Annotated in this window: 17 protein-coding genes; 6 read left to right on the top strand and 11 right to left on the bottom strand. The window is 67.8% G+C overall.

What is annotated here, in order from left to right:
• Nucleotides 1-43: 43 nt before the first annotated feature.
• Together pcaQ and QZM35_RS04790 are read right to left on the bottom strand one after the other, a co-directional pair.
• Nucleotides 44-1,030, bottom strand: a complete 987-nt coding sequence (gene pcaQ / locus QZM35_RS04795; protein ID WP_175238843.1) for a pca operon transcription factor PcaQ — start codon at nt 1,028-1,030, stop codon at nt 44-46.
• Nucleotides 1,031-1,114: 84 nt separating this feature from the next.
• Complete coding sequence (locus QZM35_RS04790; RefSeq protein WP_089427692.1) at nt 1,115-1,852, bottom strand: helix-turn-helix transcriptional regulator; 738 nt, start codon at nt 1,850-1,852, stop codon at nt 1,115-1,117.
• 120 nt (nt 1,853-1,972) lie between these two features.
• Between QZM35_RS04790 and QZM35_RS04785 the strand changes: the two genes are divergently transcribed.
• From QZM35_RS04785 to pcaG, 3 genes are all read left to right on the top strand, one after another.
• Nucleotides 1,973-2,539 (top strand): YiiX/YebB-like N1pC/P60 family cysteine hydrolase, encoded by a 567-nt coding sequence (locus tag QZM35_RS04785; RefSeq protein ID WP_089427693.1) that lies wholly within the window; start codon nt 1,973-1,975, stop codon nt 2,537-2,539.
• 274 nt (nt 2,540-2,813) lie between these two features.
• A complete protein-coding gene (pcaH, locus tag QZM35_RS04780) occupies nt 2,814-3,521 on the top strand; it encodes a protocatechuate 3,4-dioxygenase subunit beta (RefSeq protein WP_059683235.1) in 708 nt (235 codons plus the stop codon).
• Between the two features lie 3 nt (nt 3,522-3,524).
• Nucleotides 3,525-4,118, top strand: a complete 594-nt coding sequence (pcaG, locus tag QZM35_RS04775) for a protocatechuate 3,4-dioxygenase subunit alpha (RefSeq protein ID WP_089432560.1) — start codon at nt 3,525-3,527, stop codon at nt 4,116-4,118.
• Nucleotides 4,119-4,576: 458 nt separating this feature from the next.
• On the opposite strand, the gene QZM35_RS04770 is transcribed toward pcaG, so the two are convergent.
• The gene (locus QZM35_RS04770; protein ID WP_301775498.1) at nt 4,577-5,356 is read right to left on the bottom strand and encodes a helix-turn-helix domain-containing protein; all 780 of its coding nucleotides are present in this window, start codon (nt 5,354-5,356) and stop codon (nt 4,577-4,579) included.
• A 142-nt stretch (nt 5,357-5,498) separates the two neighbouring features.
• On the opposite strand from QZM35_RS04770, the gene QZM35_RS04765 reads away from it, so the two are divergent.
• Nucleotides 5,499-6,278, top strand: coding sequence for an alpha/beta fold hydrolase (locus QZM35_RS04765; RefSeq protein ID WP_301775497.1), 780 nt, complete (start codon nt 5,499-5,501; stop codon nt 6,276-6,278).
• Nucleotides 6,279-6,316: 38 nt separating this feature from the next.
• Here QZM35_RS04765 and QZM35_RS04760 read toward each other — a convergent pair whose 3' ends face one another.
• The 8 genes from QZM35_RS04760 to QZM35_RS04725 form a co-directional block, all read right to left on the bottom strand.
• Nucleotides 6,317-7,144 (bottom strand): M55 family metallopeptidase, encoded by an 828-nt coding sequence (locus tag QZM35_RS04760; protein WP_301775496.1) that lies wholly within the window; start codon nt 7,142-7,144, stop codon nt 6,317-6,319.
• The gene (locus QZM35_RS04755) at nt 7,141-8,223 is read right to left on the bottom strand and encodes a P1 family peptidase (RefSeq protein WP_089427698.1); all 1,083 of its coding nucleotides are present in this window, start codon (nt 8,221-8,223) and stop codon (nt 7,141-7,143) included. Before QZM35_RS04755 ends, QZM35_RS04760 begins: the two co-directional genes overlap by 4 nt.
• Nucleotides 8,223-9,116: a glutathione ABC transporter permease GsiD gene (gene gsiD / locus QZM35_RS04750; protein WP_089427699.1), complete on the bottom strand. Its 894-nt coding sequence runs from the start codon at nt 9,114-9,116 to the stop codon at nt 8,223-8,225. The genes QZM35_RS04755 and gsiD overlap by 1 nt, the downstream gene beginning before the upstream one ends.
• 7 nt (nt 9,117-9,123) lie before the next feature.
• Nucleotides 9,124-10,044 (bottom strand): glutathione ABC transporter permease GsiC, encoded by a 921-nt coding sequence (gsiC, locus tag QZM35_RS04745; RefSeq protein ID WP_089427700.1) that lies wholly within the window; start codon nt 10,042-10,044, stop codon nt 9,124-9,126.
• A 79-nt stretch (nt 10,045-10,123) separates the two neighbouring features.
• Nucleotides 10,124-11,686 carry a glutathione ABC transporter substrate-binding protein GsiB gene (gene gsiB / locus QZM35_RS04740; RefSeq protein ID WP_089427701.1) on the bottom strand — a complete coding sequence of 521 codons (1,563 nt, stop codon included), beginning with the start codon at nt 11,684-11,686 and terminating at the stop codon, nt 10,124-10,126.
• A gap of 95 nt (nt 11,687-11,781) precedes the next feature.
• Nucleotides 11,782-13,689: a dipeptide ABC transporter ATP-binding protein gene (locus QZM35_RS04735; protein WP_301775495.1), complete on the bottom strand. Its 1,908-nt coding sequence runs from the start codon at nt 13,687-13,689 to the stop codon at nt 11,782-11,784.
• Between the two features lie 29 nt (nt 13,690-13,718).
• Nucleotides 13,719-14,720: an isoaspartyl peptidase/L-asparaginase family protein gene (locus QZM35_RS04730; RefSeq protein WP_089427703.1), complete on the bottom strand. Its 1,002-nt coding sequence runs from the start codon at nt 14,718-14,720 to the stop codon at nt 13,719-13,721.
• Complete coding sequence (locus QZM35_RS04725; RefSeq protein WP_301775494.1) at nt 14,717-15,661, bottom strand: MurR/RpiR family transcriptional regulator; 945 nt, start codon at nt 15,659-15,661, stop codon at nt 14,717-14,719. Before QZM35_RS04725 ends, QZM35_RS04730 begins: the two co-directional genes overlap by 4 nt.
• 468 nt (nt 15,662-16,129) lie before the next feature.
• Here QZM35_RS04725 and QZM35_RS04720 point away from each other — a divergent pair, with 468 nt between their 5' ends.
• On the top strand, nt 16,130-17,401 hold the full coding sequence (locus QZM35_RS04720; protein WP_301775493.1) for an MFS transporter: 1,272 nt from the start codon (nt 16,130-16,132) through the stop codon (nt 17,399-17,401).
• Between the two features lie 27 nt (nt 17,402-17,428).
• Nucleotides 17,429-19,849: a glycoside hydrolase family 31 protein gene (locus QZM35_RS04715; RefSeq protein WP_301775492.1), complete on the top strand. Its 2,421-nt coding sequence runs from the start codon at nt 17,429-17,431 to the stop codon at nt 19,847-19,849.
• Nucleotides 19,850-19,956: the final 107 nt, after the last annotated feature.

The raw sequence follows: 19,956 nt of genomic DNA, 5'->3' as shown, positions 1-19,956 counted from the left end.
GATGGCCAATCCGGCAGCCGGGAACGGCGGGCGGTCCGCCGGCTCAATCGTCGCGACGAGCCGGCTTGCGCGCCGCGCGTGACGCCCCGCGTTCACGCGTCTCGCCGAACCGCGACCGCGCGATGTCGCGCACGGCGTCGATCAGCGTCCGCGCGACCGGCGACGGCTGCGCATCGGTGCGCAGCACCAGCCCGACCGGCTCGTCGGTGCCCGCCGACGGCAGCGGCAGGCGTGCCAGTGCGCCGGCCGACAGGTCGTATTCGGCCGCATAGAGCGGCACGAACCAGACCGCGTCGTTTTCGAGTGCCAGCGCACGCGCGACCGACACCGACAGCACCTCGATGAACGAATCCAGCGGCGGCACGCCGCAAGCGCCAAGCAGCTGCTCGGCCGACTGGCGGATCAGCGTGCCGAACGGCGGCAGCACGACCGGATAGCGCGCAAGCTCGGCCGCCGGCGCCGCATTCGAGAGCAGCGGATGCCCGGCGCGCACGACGGCAACGAGCGGCTCGTTGTACAACTGCTCGAACGCGAGCCCGATCATCCGCTCCGGCTCCGACAGCCGCCCGATCGCGCACTCGATCGCGCCGGACTTCAGGCGCTCGAGCAGATCGGCGTTCGCGGCCGTCGCGATCCGCACGACGACGCGCGGCCAGCGCTCCGCGAGCGCCTTCATCAACGCGGGCGCGAGCGATGCCGCGACGGTCGGCAGCATGCCGATTTCCAGCGTCGCCGCGGCGGCCCCGCCTTCGCGCGCGAGCAGCCCGACACCTTGCCGCAACGCCAGCACGCACGCGTTCGCGTGCGGCATGAACAGTTGCGCCTCGCGGGTCGGCTGCGCGCCCTGCCGGCCGCGCTCGAACAGCTTCACGCCGAGGATCGCCTCCAGCTCGGCGATCGTCTTCGACACGGCCGGCTGCGTGATCGACAGGCTTTCGGCTGCCTTCTGCACGCCGCCCAGTTGCGCGACCGCGAGAAAGCACTGCAGATGCCGAAACTTGACGCGGCCGTCCGCGATACGGTTATTCATAACAGGTGGTTATGCGATTGACGATGAAATGCCATTTTGCATAACTTTCCGGATAGCCCCAAGCGCTCGACGAGACGTCACGCGTCACGCGTTGCGCCGCAGTGCCTGGAAACCGGCCGGCTCCCACATCCGCTTCGCGATCAGCAAGCTGGTGCCGCGCTTCTGCGCGAGCGGTGCCGACGACGATTCCGCATGCAGCGCGGCCGCCTTGCTGCGCAGCCGGCGCAATTCCAGTTCGAGCTCGGCGGAAGCAGCCTCCGTCAGCATCCCCTGCGAGAACGTCATCGTCTCGCCTTCGCCGTCGAAGCGGCTGTCGAGGAAATCGCCGAGCGCGTGCGCATGGAAGTAACGGCGGATCGGCCCGCCCGGCAGCCAGTCGAAATCGCGCGCGACGCGCACGCGAATCCGGTCGCCCGGCAACAGCGCGACGACGTTCATCCGGTCGAGCATCAGCAGGTATTTCACGCACTCGGCCTTCGTCACCTGATAGGCCGACACGATGTCCTGCACCGTCCAGTAGTTGATCGCGCAGACGGCGACGAGCAACAGCTTGTCGTCGGACACGAGCAGCGCCTCCTGCTGCTCGGTCAGCACGTGCAGCCTCGGTGCCGATGCGGACGCCTCCTGTACGAGCTCGGCCAGCGTATAGCCGAGCAGCTGGGCGATCTCCACGACGCGCTCCAGCGTGAAGCGGCCGCTGGCGAACAGCCGCTTCACGCTGGTCTCGGAAACGTCGAGCGCACGTGCGACGTCGCGGTAGGTCATGCCCTGCGCCTTCAGCTGGCGCTTCAGCATGTCGATGAGTTGGGCAGTTTCGGTCATTTTGGTATCGAAAAGTGATGCTCGAGGTCAGATATTAGGCTACCTGCGCGCGCAGATGAACACATTCGGATACTTGTCTGCATAATCCGCTCCGTGCTGTCACTGAACGACGGAGCCGACATGCCCCCCCGAACCGACACCGCTGCCTACGAATCGCATCACCCCGCCCCGCGCGATGCCCGCGACACGGATCGCACGATGCCGCTCGCCACGGTCCGCACGCTGGCCGCCAGCGCGCACGTCGGGGATCTCGTGTTCATCCGCGTGCCGGCGAATGCGCCGCGCGACGCGGCAGGCGCGACGGGTGCGTGGGCCAATCGCTTCGGCATCGTCGTCGACACGTCGGGCGACGAGCCCGTGATCGCCGAATCCGCGTTGGCGTGGACGAAGCTCACGCCGCTGTCGCGCTTCGTCGCCCGTACCGACGGCGGACGCATCGCGCTGGCCCGTCGCGTCGCGGCGCCGACCGCCGATGCGCAGCGCCAGGTGCACGCAATCGCCGAACAACGGATCGACGCCCTGCTCGGCAACCGCTTCAACCTGCGGACGCGGCGCGGGTTCTGCGCGCGCTACGTGAGCGACGTGCTCGGTGCCGACCGGGATGCGACGCCGGCCGCACTGCTGCGCAGCGGCACCCTGTCACTCGAATTCGACGGGATCGTGTTCGATCCCGGCCGCCCGTCATAACAGGCGCTCAGGGAGACCGGATAACAACAAGAACGACAACACAAAAAAGCGGCGACGGGCTGGCTGGAGGGCCGTGCACGGGGTCGTCACCGACGACGCGAAGCCCGATCGCTTTTTCCGCCGGACAGGCATCCTGTCCGGCGGAATTTTCATTGGCGCATCGAACATAACGAACAGTTATGCGATTTGCTAAAAAAGGTCATTTTGCATAACTTTCCGGATTGGCTACAGTCGTGCCATCCACTTCGCGAAAGACCTATCAGGAGACGCCCCGATGGATTCCCCCACGATCCTCACGCCGCGCGACTGGCCGTCGCATCCGGCCTATATCCACCCCGAGTACCGTTCGTCCGTGAAGCGCGGCCCGACGCGCCCGCTGATCCCGCTGAAGGAGAAGCTCCGCGACCAGTACGCGCCCGTCTACGGCGCCGAAGATCTCGGCGCGCTCGACCATGACCTGACGAAGAACGCCGTGAAGAACGGCGAGCCGCTCGGCGAGCGCATGGTCGTCACCGGCCGCGTGCTCGACGAAGGCGGCAAGCCCGTGCGCAACACGCTCGTCGAGGTATGGCAGGCGAACGCGGCCGGCCGCTACGTGCACAAGGTCGACCAGCACGACGCGCCGCTCGACCCGAACTTCCTCGGCGCGGGCCGTTGCCTGACCGACGACGAAGGCCGCTACCGCTTCCTGACGATCAAGCCCGGCGCATACCCGTGGGGCAACCATCCGAACGCGTGGCGCCCGAATCACATCCACTTCTCGCTGTTCGGCGATTACTTCGGCTCGCGTCTCGTCACGCAGATGTACTTCCCCGGCGACCCGCTGCTCGCGTACGACCCGATCTTCCAGGGCACGCCCGAGGCCGCACGCGATCGCCTGATCTCGCGCTTCTCGATGGACATCACCGAAGAAGGCTATGCGCTCGGCTACGAATTCGACATCGTGCTGCGCGGCCGCGACGCTACCCCGATGGAGCGCTGAACCATGACGACGCTGAAGCAAACCCCTTCGCAGACGGTCGGCCCGTACTTCGCGTACGGCCTGTGCCCGCAGCAATACGACTACGACCTGAAGAGCCTGTTCACGCCGACGATCGCCGCGGCACACGCCGAAGGCGAACACGTGCTGCTGGTCGGCCAGGTGTTCGACGGTGACGGCAACGTCGTCGGCGACGCGGTGCTCGAGTTCACGCAGGTGGACGGCGCGGGCCGCTACCCCACGTCGCGCGACGACATCGCGAAATCCGGCTTCACGGGCTTCGCGCGGGTCGGCACCGGCACCGATGCGCAGCAGCGCTTCGTCGTCGAGACGGTGAAGCCGGGCCGCCTCGCCGCCGGCGAAGCGCCGCACATCAACGTGACCGTGATGATGCGCGGGATCCTCACTCATGCATTCACGCGCGTGTACTTCGACGACGAAGCCGCCGCAAACGCAGCCGACCCCGTGCTGAACGCGGTGCCGGCCGAACGCCGCGCGACGCTCGTCGCGAAACGCGACGCGCAGCCGGGTCGCCCGGTCGTCTACCGCTTCGACATCCGCATGCAGGGGCCGGACGAAACCGTGTTCTTCGACGTGTGACGCGCGGGCCGGCTCACGCCGGCTTCGCCCGCTACCGCACCGCCGCGTGGCGCGATACCGACAGGCATCGCGCCACGCGGCGTTTTTCATGGTCCGTCGTCATCATTCGATGCTGCGGTGCAGCGTGCCATATCGCGGGTGCCGACGGCCTTGCCACGGGCCTCCTGCCCCTGCATCGAACGCGCGATTGAAACGCATGCTGCGACAGCACACAAGTCACCAGTCCGACACGATATCGTTTGCGCGTTATGCGGCGTATTCTTCGCTATCCGCAACGCTTCAATGAGATTGAATCGAAACAGGAAACAATTACGCATGTCATGCGCGACACCGCCCGGCAGGCTGGGCGCGCATTTTTTCTGACCGAGTGCCTTTAAACGCGTCTGACCGAAGTTGGCAGGCGCGTATTTTTTGGCGGCGGCCGGCACACCGGCGTGGCGTGCGTCACTTCGTTCCGGTCAGCGCCGAATCTCCAGATAGCGGCTCGGCGTATCACCCAGAATGCGGCGAAACGCCGACGTGAACGCGCTGGCGCTCGCATACCCGAGATCGAGCGCGACCCGCGTCACCGGCTGACCGTCGCTCAGGCGCGCGATCGCCGCGAGCATGCACACCTGCTGGCGCCATACGGCAAAACTCACGCCGGTCTGCGCACGGAACTGCCGCGTGAACGTGCGGCGGCTCAGGCCCGCGTCCGCGGCGACCTGGTCGAGATCGGCCGCGATCGACGGCGAGGCAAGCAGGTGCCGGCACACCTTCGCCAGCCGTGCGTCGGCCGGCAGCGGCGCATGCAGCGACAGGCGCGGCATCGTCGCGATTTCCGCGACCAGCAGCGCCATCAGCTTGCCCCCGCGCCCGTCGACGTCGTACAGGGCCGGCAAGTCGATCGCATCGTCGATCAGTTGCCGCAGCAGCGCCGATACGCCATACACACCGCACTGCTCGGGCAGGCCCGCCTCCTGCGCGGCGGCGCCGGACACGAACGTGTTGAGCATCGTGACCGGCCCGGTCATCGTCATTTCGTGCCGCACGCCGGCCGGCACCCAGCACGCGCGCTGCGGCGGCACCAGCCAGCGTCCGTGCGGCGTCGACACGCTGATCGTGCCGCGCGACGCGAACGCGAATTGCCCGCGCCCGTGCGCGTGTTCCGGAAACGTCGTGCCCGCCGCATAGTCATTCGCGGTCACGACCACGCTCCGGGGAATGTTTTCGTAGGGATCTAGCAGCGTATTTCTCACGGCCCGAATTCCATCATCAATGACCCGATATCGAAGGCGGGTCTCCTTCGCGCGATCTACGATCCGCTCCACCCTTGCGCGACCTGACGGCCGCAAGACCCGTCGGCCTGATCGGCCGGATTACCACTGCATCGGAGCGGACATGCCGAATACGTTTCATCGCGTGGGGGACGGCCCCCACCCTGTTCTTGTACTGCCCGGCTGGTTCGGCGACGCCCACGCGTTCGAACCCGTCGAAGCGTGGCTGTCGCGCAAGCACTTCAGCTATGTATTCATGGACTACCGAGGCTACGGCCGCATGCGCGACGCAGCGGGCCACTACACGATCGACGAGATCGCCGCCGACGCGCTCGCGCTGGCCGACACGCTCGATTTCGCGACCTTCAGCATCGTCGGCCATTCGATGGGTGCGATGGCGGCCGAGAAAGTCGCCGTCATCGCGCCCGGGCGCGTGCGCGCGCTGGTGCCGGTCACGCCCGTGCCGTGCGGCGGCCTGCCGTTCGACGCGGAAAAACGTGCGCTATTCGAGCGCGCCGCCGACCACGTCGCCGATCGCCGGACCATCATCGATCGCAGCACCGGCGGCCGGCTGCCCGCATCCTGGGTCGAGTGGAAAGCGGCGTATTCGGCAGCCCGTTCTTCGCCGTCGGCGTTCGGCGCGTACTTCCGCGCGTGGGCCGATACGGATTTCGGCGACGAGATCGCCGGCATCCATCCGGTGAAAGTGCTGATCGGCGAGCACGATCCGGCGTTCGACGCGGCACTGGTGGCCCGCACCTACCTGCGGCGTTATCCGCTCGCCACCGTCGACGTGCTGCGCAATGCAGGCCACTACCCGATGAACGAGACGCCGCTCGCGTTCGTCGCCGCGATGGAAGCGTTCCTGCTCGCCGTGACGGCGCACCCCGTCGGCAACCCCTGACGACGCGCGGCGCGCAAGGAGCATGGCGGTCATGCGCATCACCGCAGCATGAACGACATCGCCGACAAGCTGTTCAGCGTGCGCACCACATATTCGACCGAAGGCCCGTCGAAGCGCAGCGTCACCGCATCGACGCGCTCCAGCGACGGCAGCACGCAGAACAGGTCGGCCTGCGCCGCCGTCTGCACGCGCAGCGTGCACGCGGCCGACGCGGGCCGATGGGCGCCGGCGCGCACGCCTGCCGACAGTGCGTGCGCAACCGCTTCGCGCGCAGCCGCTGCGATCCGCGCACATGACGCGGCGGGCGTGAGCGTATCGCCGCTCGACGCGCCGCCGGCCGTCTTGACCGTCTCGAAATGCGCGTCCGGAAACAGCGGCTGCGTTTCCGCCGCGAACACGTCGTCGCCCGTGGCCAGCGCGACGTGCGCGCCGTATTCGCGCGCCAGCGTACCGTACAGCCCGGCTTCGCCGAGTTCGACGCCGTTCAGCCAGACCTGCGTGAACGCAAAGCTGTTGATCGTGTGCGCGAGCACGCCGCGCGTCTGCGATTTCGCGTGATAGCCGATCATGAACACGAGATCGGGCTGCTGCTCGAGGCCCGTCATCATCCCGAGCGTGCGCGGCTTGCCGAGCACGACACGCGCACGCGCATCGAGCCCGTCGGGCAGCAGGTTGCGGAAACCGCCGTGCGAATCGTTGACCCACACCGCCTGCGCGCCGCCCATGAACGCGCCTTCGATCGCCGCGTTCGCCTCGGCGGTCATCCAGCGGCGCGCGCGCTCGTATTCCGGATTGCCGGCGCGCGTCTGCTCGATGGCAAATACGCCGGCGACGCCTTCGATGTCGGTCGAAATCAGGATCTTCATGACTGGGTAAGACGTCCTTCGTGGCCTTCGTTGAACAGGCGATCGAGATCGGGCACCGCATCGCGCAGCGATTGCCGCACGTGGCCGTCGCGCCCGGCCACCGTCACGGCCTGCAGCAGCGCGTCGGCGATCGCATGCTCGACGCTTTCGGCCGCGGCCATGAACAGCGGATCGAGCGCCGCATCGGCGACGAGGGCCGGCAGCGCGAGGGTCGATGCGTCGTGCGCGATCGTGTAGGCGGTGGAGAACGCGAGCGCGATGTCACCGCTGCCGTGCCCGTAGACCGAGCCCGTGCGGGCCAGTCCCGCCCCGGCGCGGCGCGCGAGCCGCGACAGTTGCCGCGCATCGAGCGGCGCGTCGGTCGCCAGCAACAGGATGATCGATCCTTGCTCCGGCGGCGCCGCATGTGCGGCCCCGGCCGCACGCCGTTGCGCGACGATGCGCCCGACCGGCACGCCGCCGAGCGTCAGCATCGGCAGCCGGCCGAAATTCGCGAGCACGAGTGCGCCGACCGTATAGGGCCGCCCGGCCGCGACGGCGACGCGCGATGCCGAACCGATCCCGCCCTTCAGGTCGAAGCTCGACATCCCGCGCCCCGCGCCCACCGCGCCGCGTGCGACGTCACGCGATGCCGCGCGGCACGCGTCGTCGTAATGCGCGGGCGTGACCGCGAACGCCTGGATATCGTTCAGATAGCCGTCGTTGCACTCGAACACGAGCGGGTTGACGGTCGACCAGTCGCGGCCGATCTGCGGATTCGCCGCGATCGCCGCGCGTATCTGCGCCTGCGCGAGCGCGCCGACGCCGAACGTATTGGTCAGCGCGATCGGCGTCTCGAGCGTGCCGAGTTCGTCGACCTGCACGAGCCCGACGCTCTTGCCGAAGCCGTTGATCACCGCCGCCCCGGCCGGCACCTTGCTGCGGTACACGTCGCCCGGATGCGGCTTCACGACGGTCACGCCCGTCTGCACGTTGCCCGCATCGAGCGTGCAATGGCCGACCGTCACGCCGGGCACGTCGGCGATCGTGCCGCGCGGCCCGGACGGCAGCGTCGCCGTCCACATCGGTGCATCGCGCATCAGCGGCGCTCCAGTTTCGGATCGAGCGCGTCGCGCAGCCCGTCGCCGAGCAGGTTGAACGCGAGCACGGTCAGGAAGATCGCCAGGCTCGGGAAGATCGCGATGTGCGGCGCCGTCACCATGTCCGCGCGCGCCTCGTTGAGCATCGCGCCCCACTCCGGCGTCGGCGGCTGCGCGCCGAGCCCGAGGAACGACAGGCTCGCGGCCGTGATGATCGACGTGCCGATCCGCATCGTGAAGTAGACGACGACCGACGACACGGTGCCCGGCAGGATGTGCCGCATGATGATCGTCCAGTCCGACGCGCCGATGCTGCGCGCGGCCTCGACGTAGGTCATGTGCTTGAGCATCAGCGTGTTGCCGCGCACGAGCCGCGCAAACGCCGGGATGCTGAAGATCGCGACCGCGCAGATCACGTTGACCATCCCGTTGCCGAGGATCGCCACCACGCCGATCGCGAGCAGGATGCCCGGGAACGCGAACAGCACGTCGGCCACGCGCATCGTGATGCGGTCCCACCAGCCTTCGTAGTAGCCGGCGAGCAGACCGAAGAACGTGCCGATCACCGCGCCGAGCGCGACCGAGAAGAAGCCGGCGGCGAGCGAGATGCGCGTGCCCGTGATGATCCGGCTGAAGATGTCGCGGCCGAGCGAGTCGACGCCGAACCAGTGCACGGCCGACGGCCCCGCGTTCAGCGCGTCGTAGTCGAAATAGTTCTCCGGATCGAACGGCACGATGTGCGGGCCGACGAACGCCAGCACGACGAGCGCCAGCACGAAGCCGCCCGCGACGAGCGCGACGGTCTGCTTGCGGAACTTGCGCCAGAATTCGCGCCACGGCGTGCGGATCGCGGCGGGTGCGGCCGGCGCCGCGGTCTGGACTGTCGCGTTCATGCGCGCCTCACTTGAACCGGATGGTCGGGTTGATGACCGCGTACAGTACGTCGACGGTCAGGTTGATCAGGATGAACTCGAGCGAAAACAGCAACACGATCGCCTGGATCACCGGGTAGTCGCGCATCGTTACCGCGTCGACGAGCAGGCGGCCGAGCCCCGGCCAGTTGAACACGACCTCGACGACGATCGAGCCGCCGAGCAGGAAGCCGAACTGCAGCCCCATCATCGTGACGACCGGGATCATCGCGTTGCGCAGGCAGTGCTTGAGCACCACCATCGGCTCGTGCACGCCTTTCGCACGCGCGGTGCGCACGAAATCCTCGTTCAGCACCTCGACGAACGACGCGCGCGTGAAGCGCGCCATCACGGCCGCGACCGCGGCGCCGAGCGTCAGCGACGGCAGCACGTAGCTCTTCCACGAACCGTCCGGCACGACCGGCAGCCAGCCGAGCTTCACCGAGAAGACTTCCATCAGCAGCATGCCGAGCGCGAACGCGGGAAACGAGATGCCCGACACCGCGAGCGTCATGCCGAGGCGATCCGGCCAGCGGTTGCGCCACACTGCCGACGCAATGCCGATCGCCATCCCGAAGGCCGTCGCCCACACCATGCTGACGAGCGTCAGCATCAGCGTCGGCATGAAGCGCTCGCCGATCTCGGTCGAGACCGGCCGCTTGCTGCGCGTCGACATGCCGAAGTCGCCGTGCGCGATCTTCGTGAAGAAGTTCACGAACTGCGCGGGCAGCGGGCGGTCGAGCCCGAGATCGGCACGCACGAGCGCGATCGTCGCGTCGTCGGCTTCGGGGCCGGCCGCGAGCCGCGCCGGATCGCCCGGCAGCAGGTGGACGAACAGGAACACCAGCACCGCGACGATCGCGAGCGTGGGCAGCAGGCCGAACAGGCGTTTGACGAGAAAATTCAGCATGGGGCACCGATCGAATCAGCGTGCCGGCAGCTTGTGCCGCCGGCACCGCATGGCGGACGAACCGCCGTCATCACCACTGTCATTTCAGCGAGATTTCGTCGAAGTTGAACGAACCGTCCGGCATCACGTACGCACCCTGCAGCCGCTTGCTGCGCGCATACACGATCTTCTCCTGCACGAGGAAGATCCACGGTGCGTCGGTCCAGATCTGCTTCTGCGCATCGGCGTAGAGGTCGGTCTTCTTCGCACGATCGACCGTCTCGAGCGCCTTCGTCAGATCGCCGTCGACCGTGTCGTTCTTGTAGTACGCGGTGTTGACGAGCTTCGGCGGCGCCGACGCACCGGCGAGCAGCGGCGTGATCGCCCAGTTCGCCTCACCCGTCGACGACGACCAGCCGATGTAGTACATCCGCACCGGCGCCTTCGCCGGATCGGGCGCGCTCTCGACCTTCGCGACCCGCTCGCCGGCCTCCAGCGCCTGCACCTGCACCTTCACGCCGACCTGCGCGAGCTGCTGCTGCACGAACTGGATCGCCTTCTGCGACGTCGAGTTGTTATACGCGGACCACAGCGTCGTCTCGAAGCCGTTCGGATAGCCTGCCTCCTTCAGCAGCGCGCGCGCCTTCGCCGGGTCGTACGGCCACGGGCCCAGCTTCGTCGCATAGTCGACGCCCTGCGGCACCACGCCGGTGGACGGCGTCGCGAAGCCGGAGAACGCGACCTTCGCGAGCGCTTCCTTGTTCACCGCGTAGTTCAGCGCCTGGCGCACCTTCGGGTTGTCGAACGGTTTCTGCAGCATGTTCAGCGACACGTAGCGCTGCACGATCGACGGCCGCTCCACGATGTCGACCTTCGGGTTGCCCTTCAGGTCGACCGCCTGCTCGAACGGGATGCGGAACGCGAAATCGGCTTCGCCCGTCTTGATCAGCGCGGCACGCGTGTTGTTGTCGACCACCGGCTTCCAGTCGATCGCGTCGATCTTCGGATAGCCCTTCTTCCAGTAGCCGGCGAACTTCTTCACCTTCAGGTCGTCGGTCTGCTTCCATTCGACGAATTCGAACGGGCCGGTGCCGACCGGATGCAGCGCGATGTCGCGGCCCCACTTCTTCAACGCGGCCGGCGAGATCATCACGGCCGACGGGTGCGCGAGCGTGTTGATCAGCGCCGAGAACGGCTCGCGCAGCGTGATCTTCACCGTGTACGGATCGACCACTTCGGTCTTCTCGATCACGCGGAACATGTTGTAGCGCTTCAGGTGGTTCGCCGGATCGGTCACGCGGTCGAAGTTCGCCTTCACGGCCGCCGCGTTGAAATCGGTGCCGTCGTGGAACTTGACGCCCTGGCGCAGCTTGATCGTGTACGTCTTCGCATCGGGGCTTGCGTCGTAGCTCGTCGCCAGCACGTTGACGAGCTTCATGTCCTTGTCGAAGCCGAACAGCCCCTGGTAGAACGACTTGACGACGGCCTGCGACACCGTGTCGTTCGCGTCGTACGGGTCCATCGTCGTGAACGTCGAATCCACCGCCATCACCGCGGTCTGCTGCGCGAACGCGGGCACCGCGGCCGACAGCGCGAACGCGCCGGCAAGCGCGACGAAACACGCGCGCGGACGAAACATCGGGAACGGATGCTGCTTGGTCATGTTGCTGGGCTCCTATCGGTGAATCGGTGACGCCTCACGGGCGTTTCGGTTTCGACTTCCTGCACGCTCGCGCATCGCCGTGGCGACGCATTGCTTCAGTACGCGCCGCCGACGCGATGCGTCGCGACGTAATGATCGGGGCCGACCGCGACGAGCGGTGCGACGACCGGGTCGTCGCCGACCGCGCGGATCGGGCTCGGGATTTCGTCCGCCGCCAGCTGGCGCGGCGCATGCCTGCGTGCCGGATCGGCCACCGGCACCGCGCTCATCAGCTTCTTCGTGTACGGGTGCTGCGGCGCCTCGAACACCGCGCGGCGCGGGCCGATCTCGACGATCTGGCCGAGGTACATCACCGCGACGCGATGGCTGATGCGCTCGACCACAGCCATGTCGTGCGAGATGAACAGATACGCGACGCCGAGCTCGCGCTGCAGGTCGAGCATCAGGTTGACGATCTGTGCCTGCACCGACACGTCGAGCGCCGACACCGATTCGTCGGCGATCACGACTTTCGGGTTCAGCGCAAGCGCACGCGCGATCGCGATCCGCTGGCGCTGGCCGCCCGAGAATTCGTGCGGATAGCGGCGCGCGGCCTCGGGCGGCAGGCCGACCTTGTCGAGCAGCCAGTCGACGCGCGCCTGCGCTTCGCGGCCGCTCGCGACGCCGTGCACGAGCAGCGGCTCCATGATCGAAAAGCCGACGGTCAGGCGCGGGTTCAGCGACGCGAACGGATCCTGGAAGATGAACTGGATGTTCCGGCGCAGCGCCTGCAGGTCCGGGCCTTTCAGCGCACTGATGTCGCGGCCGTCGAACTCGATCGAGCCGCTCTGCGATTCGACGAGGCGCAGCAGCGAGCGGCCGGTGGTCGACTTGCCGCAGCCCGATTCGCCGACCAGCGCGAGCGTCTCCCCCGCGCGCAGCTCGAAGCTCACCCGTTCCACCGCATGCACGTATTGCGACACGCGGCCGAACACACCGCTCTTCACCGGGAAGCGCGTCACGAGATCGCGCACGCGCAGGATCGGCGACGCGGACTGATCGACGGGCGGCTGCGCAGCGTCGTTCGCCGCGGGGGCGGGCGACGCAGCCGGCGCCGCCGTGCTCGCGCCCTCCACCTTCAGCAGCGGGAATTTCTGGGGCGCATCGGTGCCCTGCATCGAGCCGAGTTTCGGCACGGCCGCGAGCAACGCGCGCGTGTAGCGATGCTCCGGCGCCGCGAAGATGCGATCCGACTCGCCCTCCTCGACCTTCTCGCCGCGATACATCACGAGCACGCGGTCGGCCACTTCGGCCACCACGCCCATGTCGTGCGTGATGAAGATCACGCCCATGTTCATCTCGTCCTGCAGCCCGCGCACCAGTTGCAGGATCTGCGCCTGGATCGTCACGTCGAGCGCGGTCGTCGGCTCGTCGGCGATCAGCAGCGACGGCCGGCACGACAGCGCCATCGCGATCATCACGCGCTGCCGCATCCCGCCCGACAACTGGTGCGGATAGCGCGCGAACACGCGGCGCGCCTCCGGAATGCGCACGAGTTCGAGCAGCCGCAGCGTTTCCGCGCGTGCTTCCGACAGGCTTTTCGACTGGTGCAGCGCGATCGCCTCGCTGATCTGGTCGCCGACCGTGAACACCGGGTTCAGCGACGTCATCGGCTCCTGGAAGATCATCGCGATGTCCGCGCCGCGAATGCCGCGCATCGTCGCGCCGCTGGCCTGCGCGAGATCGACAATCGCACCGCCGCGCCGGCGGAACGCGATCCGGCCGTTCGTGATCGCGCCGCCGCCGTGCTCGACGAGCCGCATCAGCGCGAGCGACGTAACCGACTTGCCCGAGCCCGATTCGCCGACGATCGCGAGCGTCTCGCCGCGGTCGACGTGAAACGACACGTTGCGTACCGCGTCGAACGTCGCGCCTTCGCGGCGAAACGTGACCGACAGGTCGTCGACGGCCACCACGCGCTGCTCGGGCAGCACCAGGCCGGACGGGTTACGGCTCGAAGTCATCGTGGGTCTCCTCCTCGTGCGGGCCGGGATCAGGCCGTGTCGTCGTCGCGATAGATGCCGACCACCGGCGCTTCGCCGACGCGCGCATAGCCGCGGTACATCCCTTCCGTGTTGAACGGCATCGCGACGTTGCCCTGCGCATCGACCGCGATGATCCCGCCGCGGCCCGCGAGGCGCGGCAGCTTGTTCATCACGACGTCGTGCGCGGCGTCGGCGAGCGATGCGCCGCGATACGCGATCTGCGCGGCCACGTCGTGTGCGGTCGCGAGCCGGATGAACATCTCGCCGGTGCCCGTCGACGACACCGCGCAGGTTGCGTCGTCCGCATAGCAGCCCGCGCCGATGATCGGCGAATCGCCGACACGCCCCGGCTGCTTGTTCGTGATGCCGCCCGTCGACGTCGCCGCCGCGATGTGGCCGTGCTGGTCGCATGCGACCGCGCCGACCGTGCCGTGCTTGCGGTCCGGGTCGAGCGGTTCGGCCGGCTGCTGCAGTTGCTGTGATGCGCCGAACGTGAACGTCGCCGCGTCGTGGTCGAGCATGGCGCCCGCCGCTGCGCGCGCCTTGACCCACTGCGCGTGACGCGCCTCGGTGTGGAAGTAATCCGGTTCCGCGAGTTCGAGCCCCTGCGCGGCCGCGAACGCATCGGCGCCCTCACCGGCGAACAGCACGTGCTCGCTCGCTTCCATCACGCGCCGCGCGGCCAGCACCGGATTGCGCACGCGCGTCGCGCAGCAGATCGCGCCGGCACCGAGCGTCGCGCCGTCCATCACCGCCGCGTCGAGTTCGTGCTTGCCCTCCGCCGTATAGACGGCGCCGCGTCCTGCGTTGAACAGCGGGCAATCCTCGAGCATCCGCACCGCGACGGTGACGGCGTCGAGCGCGCTGCCGCCGTCGGCCAGCACCTGCTGCGCGGCCGTCAGGATGGCGGTCAGTTCGGCACGGTACTGACGTTCGGTGTCGGAATCCATCGCCTCGCGCAGGATCGTGCCTGCGCCGCCGTGAATCGCAACGATCGCGGGTGAAGTCATGTTTTTTTCGGACGGTGAGTAGAAGGGTTGGCGGCCGGTGGCGTCGCTTGCGGCTGGATGAGCCACGGCAGCAGGAATTCGGTCATCTCGGCCGCGGATTTCGCGGACCGGTGCGTGCGCAGCGCGACCGCGTCGATCAGCGCCTCGATCATCGCGAGCACGGCCGCTTCCGACGTCGCCGCGAAGCGCCGCTCGGCCTTGACGTACAGGTTCAGCGACGCAATCGGCGCAAGCGGCGATTGCGGGCCGTCGGAGATGCCCAGCACGCGCGCACCGCGCGCCGCCGCGCGACGGGCCAGTTCGATGGTGTCCTTCACGTAGCGCGGAAATGCGAGCGCGATCACGAGATCGCGCGAGTCGGCCGTGTACAGCCGCCGCGCCGCGTGCGACGGGCCGCCGAGCAATGCGAGCGACTGCACGTTGTCATGGCAGACGGACAGCCCGTGCTCCATCAGCCCGGTGAGAAACGCGCTCGACCCCGCGCCGAGAATCAGCACGCGCCGCGCGCCGACGATCGCCTCGACCGCGGTCTCGACATCGGCTGCGTCCAGTTGCGCACGCGTGTTCTCGATGTTCGCGACGGCCTGGTCGAATACCGCGTCGATCCACGCGGCGCCGCGTACGCCGGGCTCCTGCTCCTGCGCGGAACGCAGCCGCTCGACCGGCCCGAGCGTCGCCTCGAAGCCACGCACGAGCGCCGCGCGCATCGCCGGATAGCCGTCGAAACCGAGCGCCTTCGCGAAGCGGTTCGCGGTCGCGATCGACGCGTTCACGGCCTGCGCGAGTTCGTCGATGCGCATCGTCGCCGCGCGGAACGGATTCGCGAGCACGAACTCGCCCATGCGGCGGTGGATCGGCGTCATCAACGGCATCGCCGACGCGATCCGCTCGGCGATCGCGGGTTCGTCGTGACTGGCGTCGGGCGGAACGAGAGGCGTCATGCGAAGGGTTGTTGCAAGGATGATGAAAATGAATTTACACAACTCCCGTCTCGAAAAGAAATAAATTTTCATCAGGGTTCGTCACGGCGCGCCCCGCGCCTTTCGACCACCCGATGCGCGCACTGCCCCGCCGCACGGGCCTTCGCGCGTGATCGCCGTGCGTTGCCAAGCACGCTGTGTGGCCGTGCTCCTCGGGAAAACCCCGAGCAAGTTCGTTCGAATACATTTTCACGTTGACCGGATTCGAATTCGAACATAGGATGCTCGAAAATGATCAGTCGTCAGATAACGTCGCAGCTCGACGACGACAAAATGTTCGTTCGAATACCGTATTTTCGATATAAGCCGGCATAACCCGCTCCAATCAAGATCGGACATCGTACGAATAAAACGAATAAGCCATCCCGGGCGGATGGCCCTTACGGATCGGCGGGCGCTGGGCGCCCGCCCCTCTGACAGGAGACAGCAGTGAAGACAGTCAAGGCATTGCGCTGGTGGATCATCGTGCTCGTATGTCTCGGCACGATCCTCAACTACCTCGCACGGAACTCCCTCGCGGTGCTCGCCCCCGAGCTGAAGCAGGTCTTTTCGATCTCGACGCAGCAGTATTCGTACATCGTCGGCGCGTTCCAGATCGGTTACACGATCATGCAGCCCGTGTGCGGCTTCGTCGTCGACCTGATCGGGCTACGGCTCGGGTTCGCGCTGTTCGCGATGCTGTGGTCGATCGTCGGCGTCGCGCACGGCTTCGCGTCGGGCTGGCTGTCGCTCGGCATCCTGCGCGGCTTTCTCGGCCTGTTCGAAGCCGCCGCGATTCCGTCCGGGATGAAGGCGGTCGCCGAATGGTTTCCCGATCGCGAGAAATCCGTCGCGGTCGGCTATTTCAACGCGGGTACGTCGCTCGGCGCCGCGATCGCGCCGCCGCTCGTCGTGTTCCTGTCGATGCGGTTCGGCTGGCAGGCCGCGTTCATGGCCACCGGCGCGCTCGGCTTCGTGTGGGCCGCGCTCTGGTATGCGCAGTACCGGTCGCCAGCCGACCATCCGCGCATCACGCCGCAGGAGCGCGCGCTGATCCGCGACGGCCAGGCGACGATGCCGCCCGTGTCGAAGCGCCGCATTCGCGACGTCGTCACCGCGCGGCGCTTCTGGGCCATCGCGCTGCCGCGCTTCTTCGCCGAGCCCGCGTGGCAGACCTTCAGCTTCTGGATTCCGCTCTATCTCGCGACCGAGCGCCACATGGAACTCAAGCAGATCGCGATCTTCGCGTGGATGCCGTTTCTCGCGGCCGACCTCGGCGGCATCGCGGGCGGCTACCTGTCGCCGTATCTCGCGAAACGGTTCAAGCTGCCGCTCGTGTGGTCGCGCGTTGCCGGCGTCGCGCTCGGCGCGGTGCTGATGCTCGGTCCCGCGATGATCGGGCTCGTCGCGTCGCCGTACATGGCCATCGCGCTGTTCTGCGTCGGCGGCTTCGCGCACCAGATGATCTCCGCGCTCGTCAACACGCTGTCGGCCGACGTGTTCGATCCCGAGGAAGTCGGCACCGCGAGCGGCTTCGCCGGAATGGCCGCGTGGATCGGCGGGCTCGGCTTCTCGCTGCTGGTCGGCGCGCTCGCCGACAAGATCGGCTACGCGCCGCTGTTCGCGTGCCTCGGCCTGTTCGACATCATCGGCGTCACGCTGCTCGCGATGCTGATCCGCGGGCAGTCGAAGCAGGAACGCCTGCTCGCCCGGCACGCCTGACCTTCGCCCTTACCAGGAATCGCATTCATGACTTCGCTTCTTCATCCGCCCGTGTTCCGCGTCGCCGGCCAGCACGCGAACCGTGTGCTGCTCGCGTCCGAGGCGGGCGCAACCGTCGAGATCTTCGTGCTCGAGGATGACATCGTGCGGGTGCGCGTGCTGCCCGACGCGACGGCGCGCAACCCGCGCACGTGGTCGATCGCGCCGGGCCTCGACGACGTGCCGCTCGACGGGCGCGACCGCCTCGACTTGAGCGGCTTCGCGCTGCCCTCCGTTACCCTCGTCGAAGACGATGAGAGCGTGTGCATCGAGACCGTACAGATCCGGCTCGCGGTGCGCCGGCAAGGCGGCCATTGCACGTGGTCGATGCGCGGCGCGGACGGCACCTGGCGCGTCGCACTCGCCGACCGTGCGACGCAGGCGTACAACTTCGGCTGGTGGGACGATCGCGCGTATCACTACGTCGCCCGCGAGCGCGGCGACAAGGTGTTCGGCCTCGGCGAACGTGCGGGCGACCTCGACCGCACCGGCGCGCGCTTCGAGATGCGCAACATCGACGCGATGGGCTACAGCGCGAAACACACCGACCCGCTGTACAAGCACATTCCGTTCTACATCACCTGGTCGCCCGCAGCGTGCCAGGGGTTCGGGCTGTTCTACGACACGCTGTCGGACTGCGCGTTCGACATGGGCCGCGAGCTCGACAACTATCACGGCCCATACCGCTATTTCGTCGCCGAGCACGGCGATCTCGACTACTACTTCATCGCGTCGCCCGACACGCCGCTCGCCGCCGCGCGGCGCTTCACGTGGCTCACCGGGCGCCCCGCGCGCACGCCGAAATGGGGGCTCGGCTATTCGGGCTCGACGATGCGCTACACCGATGCGCCGGACGCGCAGCAGCAGATGAACCAGTTCGTCGAGCAATGCGACACGCACGACATCCTGTGCGATTCGTTCCACCTGTCGTCGGGCTATACGTCGATCGGTGCGAAGCGCTACGTGTTCAACTGGAACCTCGACAAGTTTCCCGACGCGAAGGGCTTCGTGAAGCATTACCGCGACCACGGCATCCGCGTGTGCGCGAACATCAAGCCGTGCCTGCTGCGCGACCATCCCGCATTCGAAGAGGCGGCCAGGCGCGGGCTGCTGATCCGCTCGGCGTCCGGCGAGCCCGCATGGGTGCAGTTCTGGGACGAAGTCGGCGCGTATCTCGACTTCACGCAGCCCGACGCGTATCGCTGGTGGCGCGAGCAGGTCACGTCGGCGCTGCTCGAATACGGGATCGAGTCGACCTGGAACGACAACAACGAGTACGAGATCTGGTCGCCCGACGCGATCGCGCACGGTTTCGGCCAGCCGTATCCCGTGCGTGAAGCGAAGGTGCTGCAGACGATGCTGATGATGCGCGCGTCGCGCGACGCGCAGCGCGCGCATGCGCCGGCGCGGCGGCCGTTCCTCGTGTCGCGCTCCGGCGGCGCCGGCATGCAGCGCTACGTGCAGACCTGGTCCGGCGACAACTATACGTCGTGGGAAACCCTGCGCTACAACCTGAAGATGGGCCTCGGGCTCGCGCTGTCGGGCGTGTCGAACATCGGTCACGACATCGGCGGCTTCTCCGGGCCCGCGCCGTCGCCGGAACTGCTGCTGCGCTGGGTGCAGTTCGGCATCTTCATGCCGCGCTTCAGCATCCACTCGTGGAACGACGACGGCACCGTCAACGAACCGTGGATGTATCCGGAGATCACCGCGCAGATCGCGTCGCTGATCAAGCAGCGCTACCGGCTGCTGCCCTACCTCTATCACCTGCTGTGGCTGTCGACGACGCGCTACGAACCCGTGCTGCGGCCGACCTTCGCCGATTTCCCCGGCGATGCGCGCTGCTACGACGAATGTGACGACATGATGCTCGGCGACGCGCTGCTCGTCGCGCCGGTCGTCGATCCCGGCCTGACGGTGCGCACCGTCTATCTGCCGTCGGGCGCGCGCTGGTTGTGCTGCGCGAGCGCGCAAGCGTTCAACGGCGGCGCGAGCGTGACGCTGCCCGCGCCGCTCGACACGCCGGTGATGCTGCTGCGCGAGGGCCGCGTGCTGCCGCTGAACGTCGCGGAACAGCATTTCGGCGCGCGTGCCGACACGCGCGGCTTCCTCGTCGCGCCGCGCATCGAGGACGGTGTCGCGTACGGCGAATGCGTCGAGGACGATGGCGAGACGGAAGCATGGCGCGACGGCGAATACGGGCTGTGGCGCATCGAGACCGGCCGCGAAGCGTCGGGCGCGCTCGGCGTATCGGTGCGCTGGGACGGCCGCCCCGCACGCCCGGCCGACCGCGTCGAGATCCTGTTGCCCGCGTCGCTGCAAGGCCCGGTCGCCGTGCGCGGCGCGCATGTCGAGCAGGATGCGCAGGACGGCGCATGGCGCCGCCTCGTCGTCGCATTCGACAGCTGAACCGCGTCACCCGCGCAAGACGGGCCGTTCACGCGGCCCGCCGCCCGCCACAGAGGAGGCGACCGAGCCTCCCGCCCCCCCTTGAAAAGATGAAGAGATCTGGAGAT

The sequence above is a fragment of the Burkholderia sp. AU45274 genome, assembly GCF_030482505.1.
In the GTDB taxonomy this organism is placed as follows: Bacteria; Pseudomonadota; Gammaproteobacteria; order Burkholderiales; family Burkholderiaceae; genus Burkholderia.
This window is presented reverse-complemented; position numbering and strand designations above follow the sequence as displayed.

Coding starts and splice junctions, on each gene's coding strand:
- gsiD (WP_089427699.1), bottom strand. CDS start 9,116: ATGAACGCGACAGTCCAGACCGCGGCGCCGGCCGCACCCGCCGCGATC.
- QZM35_RS04730 (WP_089427703.1), bottom strand. CDS start 14,720: ATGACTTCACCCGCGATCGTTGCGATTCACGGCGGCGCAGGCACGATC.
- pcaH (WP_059683235.1), top strand. CDS start 2,814: ATGGATTCCCCCACGATCCTCACGCCGCGCGACTGGCCGTCGCATCCG.
- pcaQ (WP_175238843.1), bottom strand. CDS start 1,030: ATGAATAACCGTATCGCGGACGGCCGCGTCAAGTTTCGGCATCTGCAG.
- QZM35_RS04765 (WP_301775497.1), top strand. CDS start 5,499: ATGCCGAATACGTTTCATCGCGTGGGGGACGGCCCCCACCCTGTTCTT.
- QZM35_RS04785 (WP_089427693.1), top strand. CDS start 1,973: ATGCCCCCCCGAACCGACACCGCTGCCTACGAATCGCATCACCCCGCC.
- QZM35_RS04790 (WP_089427692.1), bottom strand. CDS start 1,852: ATGACCGAAACTGCCCAACTCATCGACATGCTGAAGCGCCAGCTGAAG.
- gsiB (WP_089427701.1), bottom strand. CDS start 11,686: ATGACCAAGCAGCATCCGTTCCCGATGTTTCGTCCGCGCGCGTGTTTC.
- QZM35_RS04760 (WP_301775496.1), bottom strand. CDS start 7,144: ATGAAGATCCTGATTTCGACCGACATCGAAGGCGTCGCCGGCGTATTT.
- gsiC (WP_089427700.1), bottom strand. CDS start 10,044: ATGCTGAATTTTCTCGTCAAACGCCTGTTCGGCCTGCTGCCCACGCTC.
- QZM35_RS04755 (WP_089427698.1), bottom strand. CDS start 8,223: ATGCGCGATGCACCGATGTGGACGGCGACGCTGCCGTCCGGGCCGCGC.
- QZM35_RS04715 (WP_301775492.1), top strand. CDS start 17,429: ATGACTTCGCTTCTTCATCCGCCCGTGTTCCGCGTCGCCGGCCAGCAC.
- QZM35_RS04725 (WP_301775494.1), bottom strand. CDS start 15,661: ATGACGCCTCTCGTTCCGCCCGACGCCAGTCACGACGAACCCGCGATC.
- pcaG (WP_089432560.1), top strand. CDS start 3,525: ATGACGACGCTGAAGCAAACCCCTTCGCAGACGGTCGGCCCGTACTTC.
- QZM35_RS04735 (WP_301775495.1), bottom strand. CDS start 13,689: ATGACTTCGAGCCGTAACCCGTCCGGCCTGGTGCTGCCCGAGCAGCGC.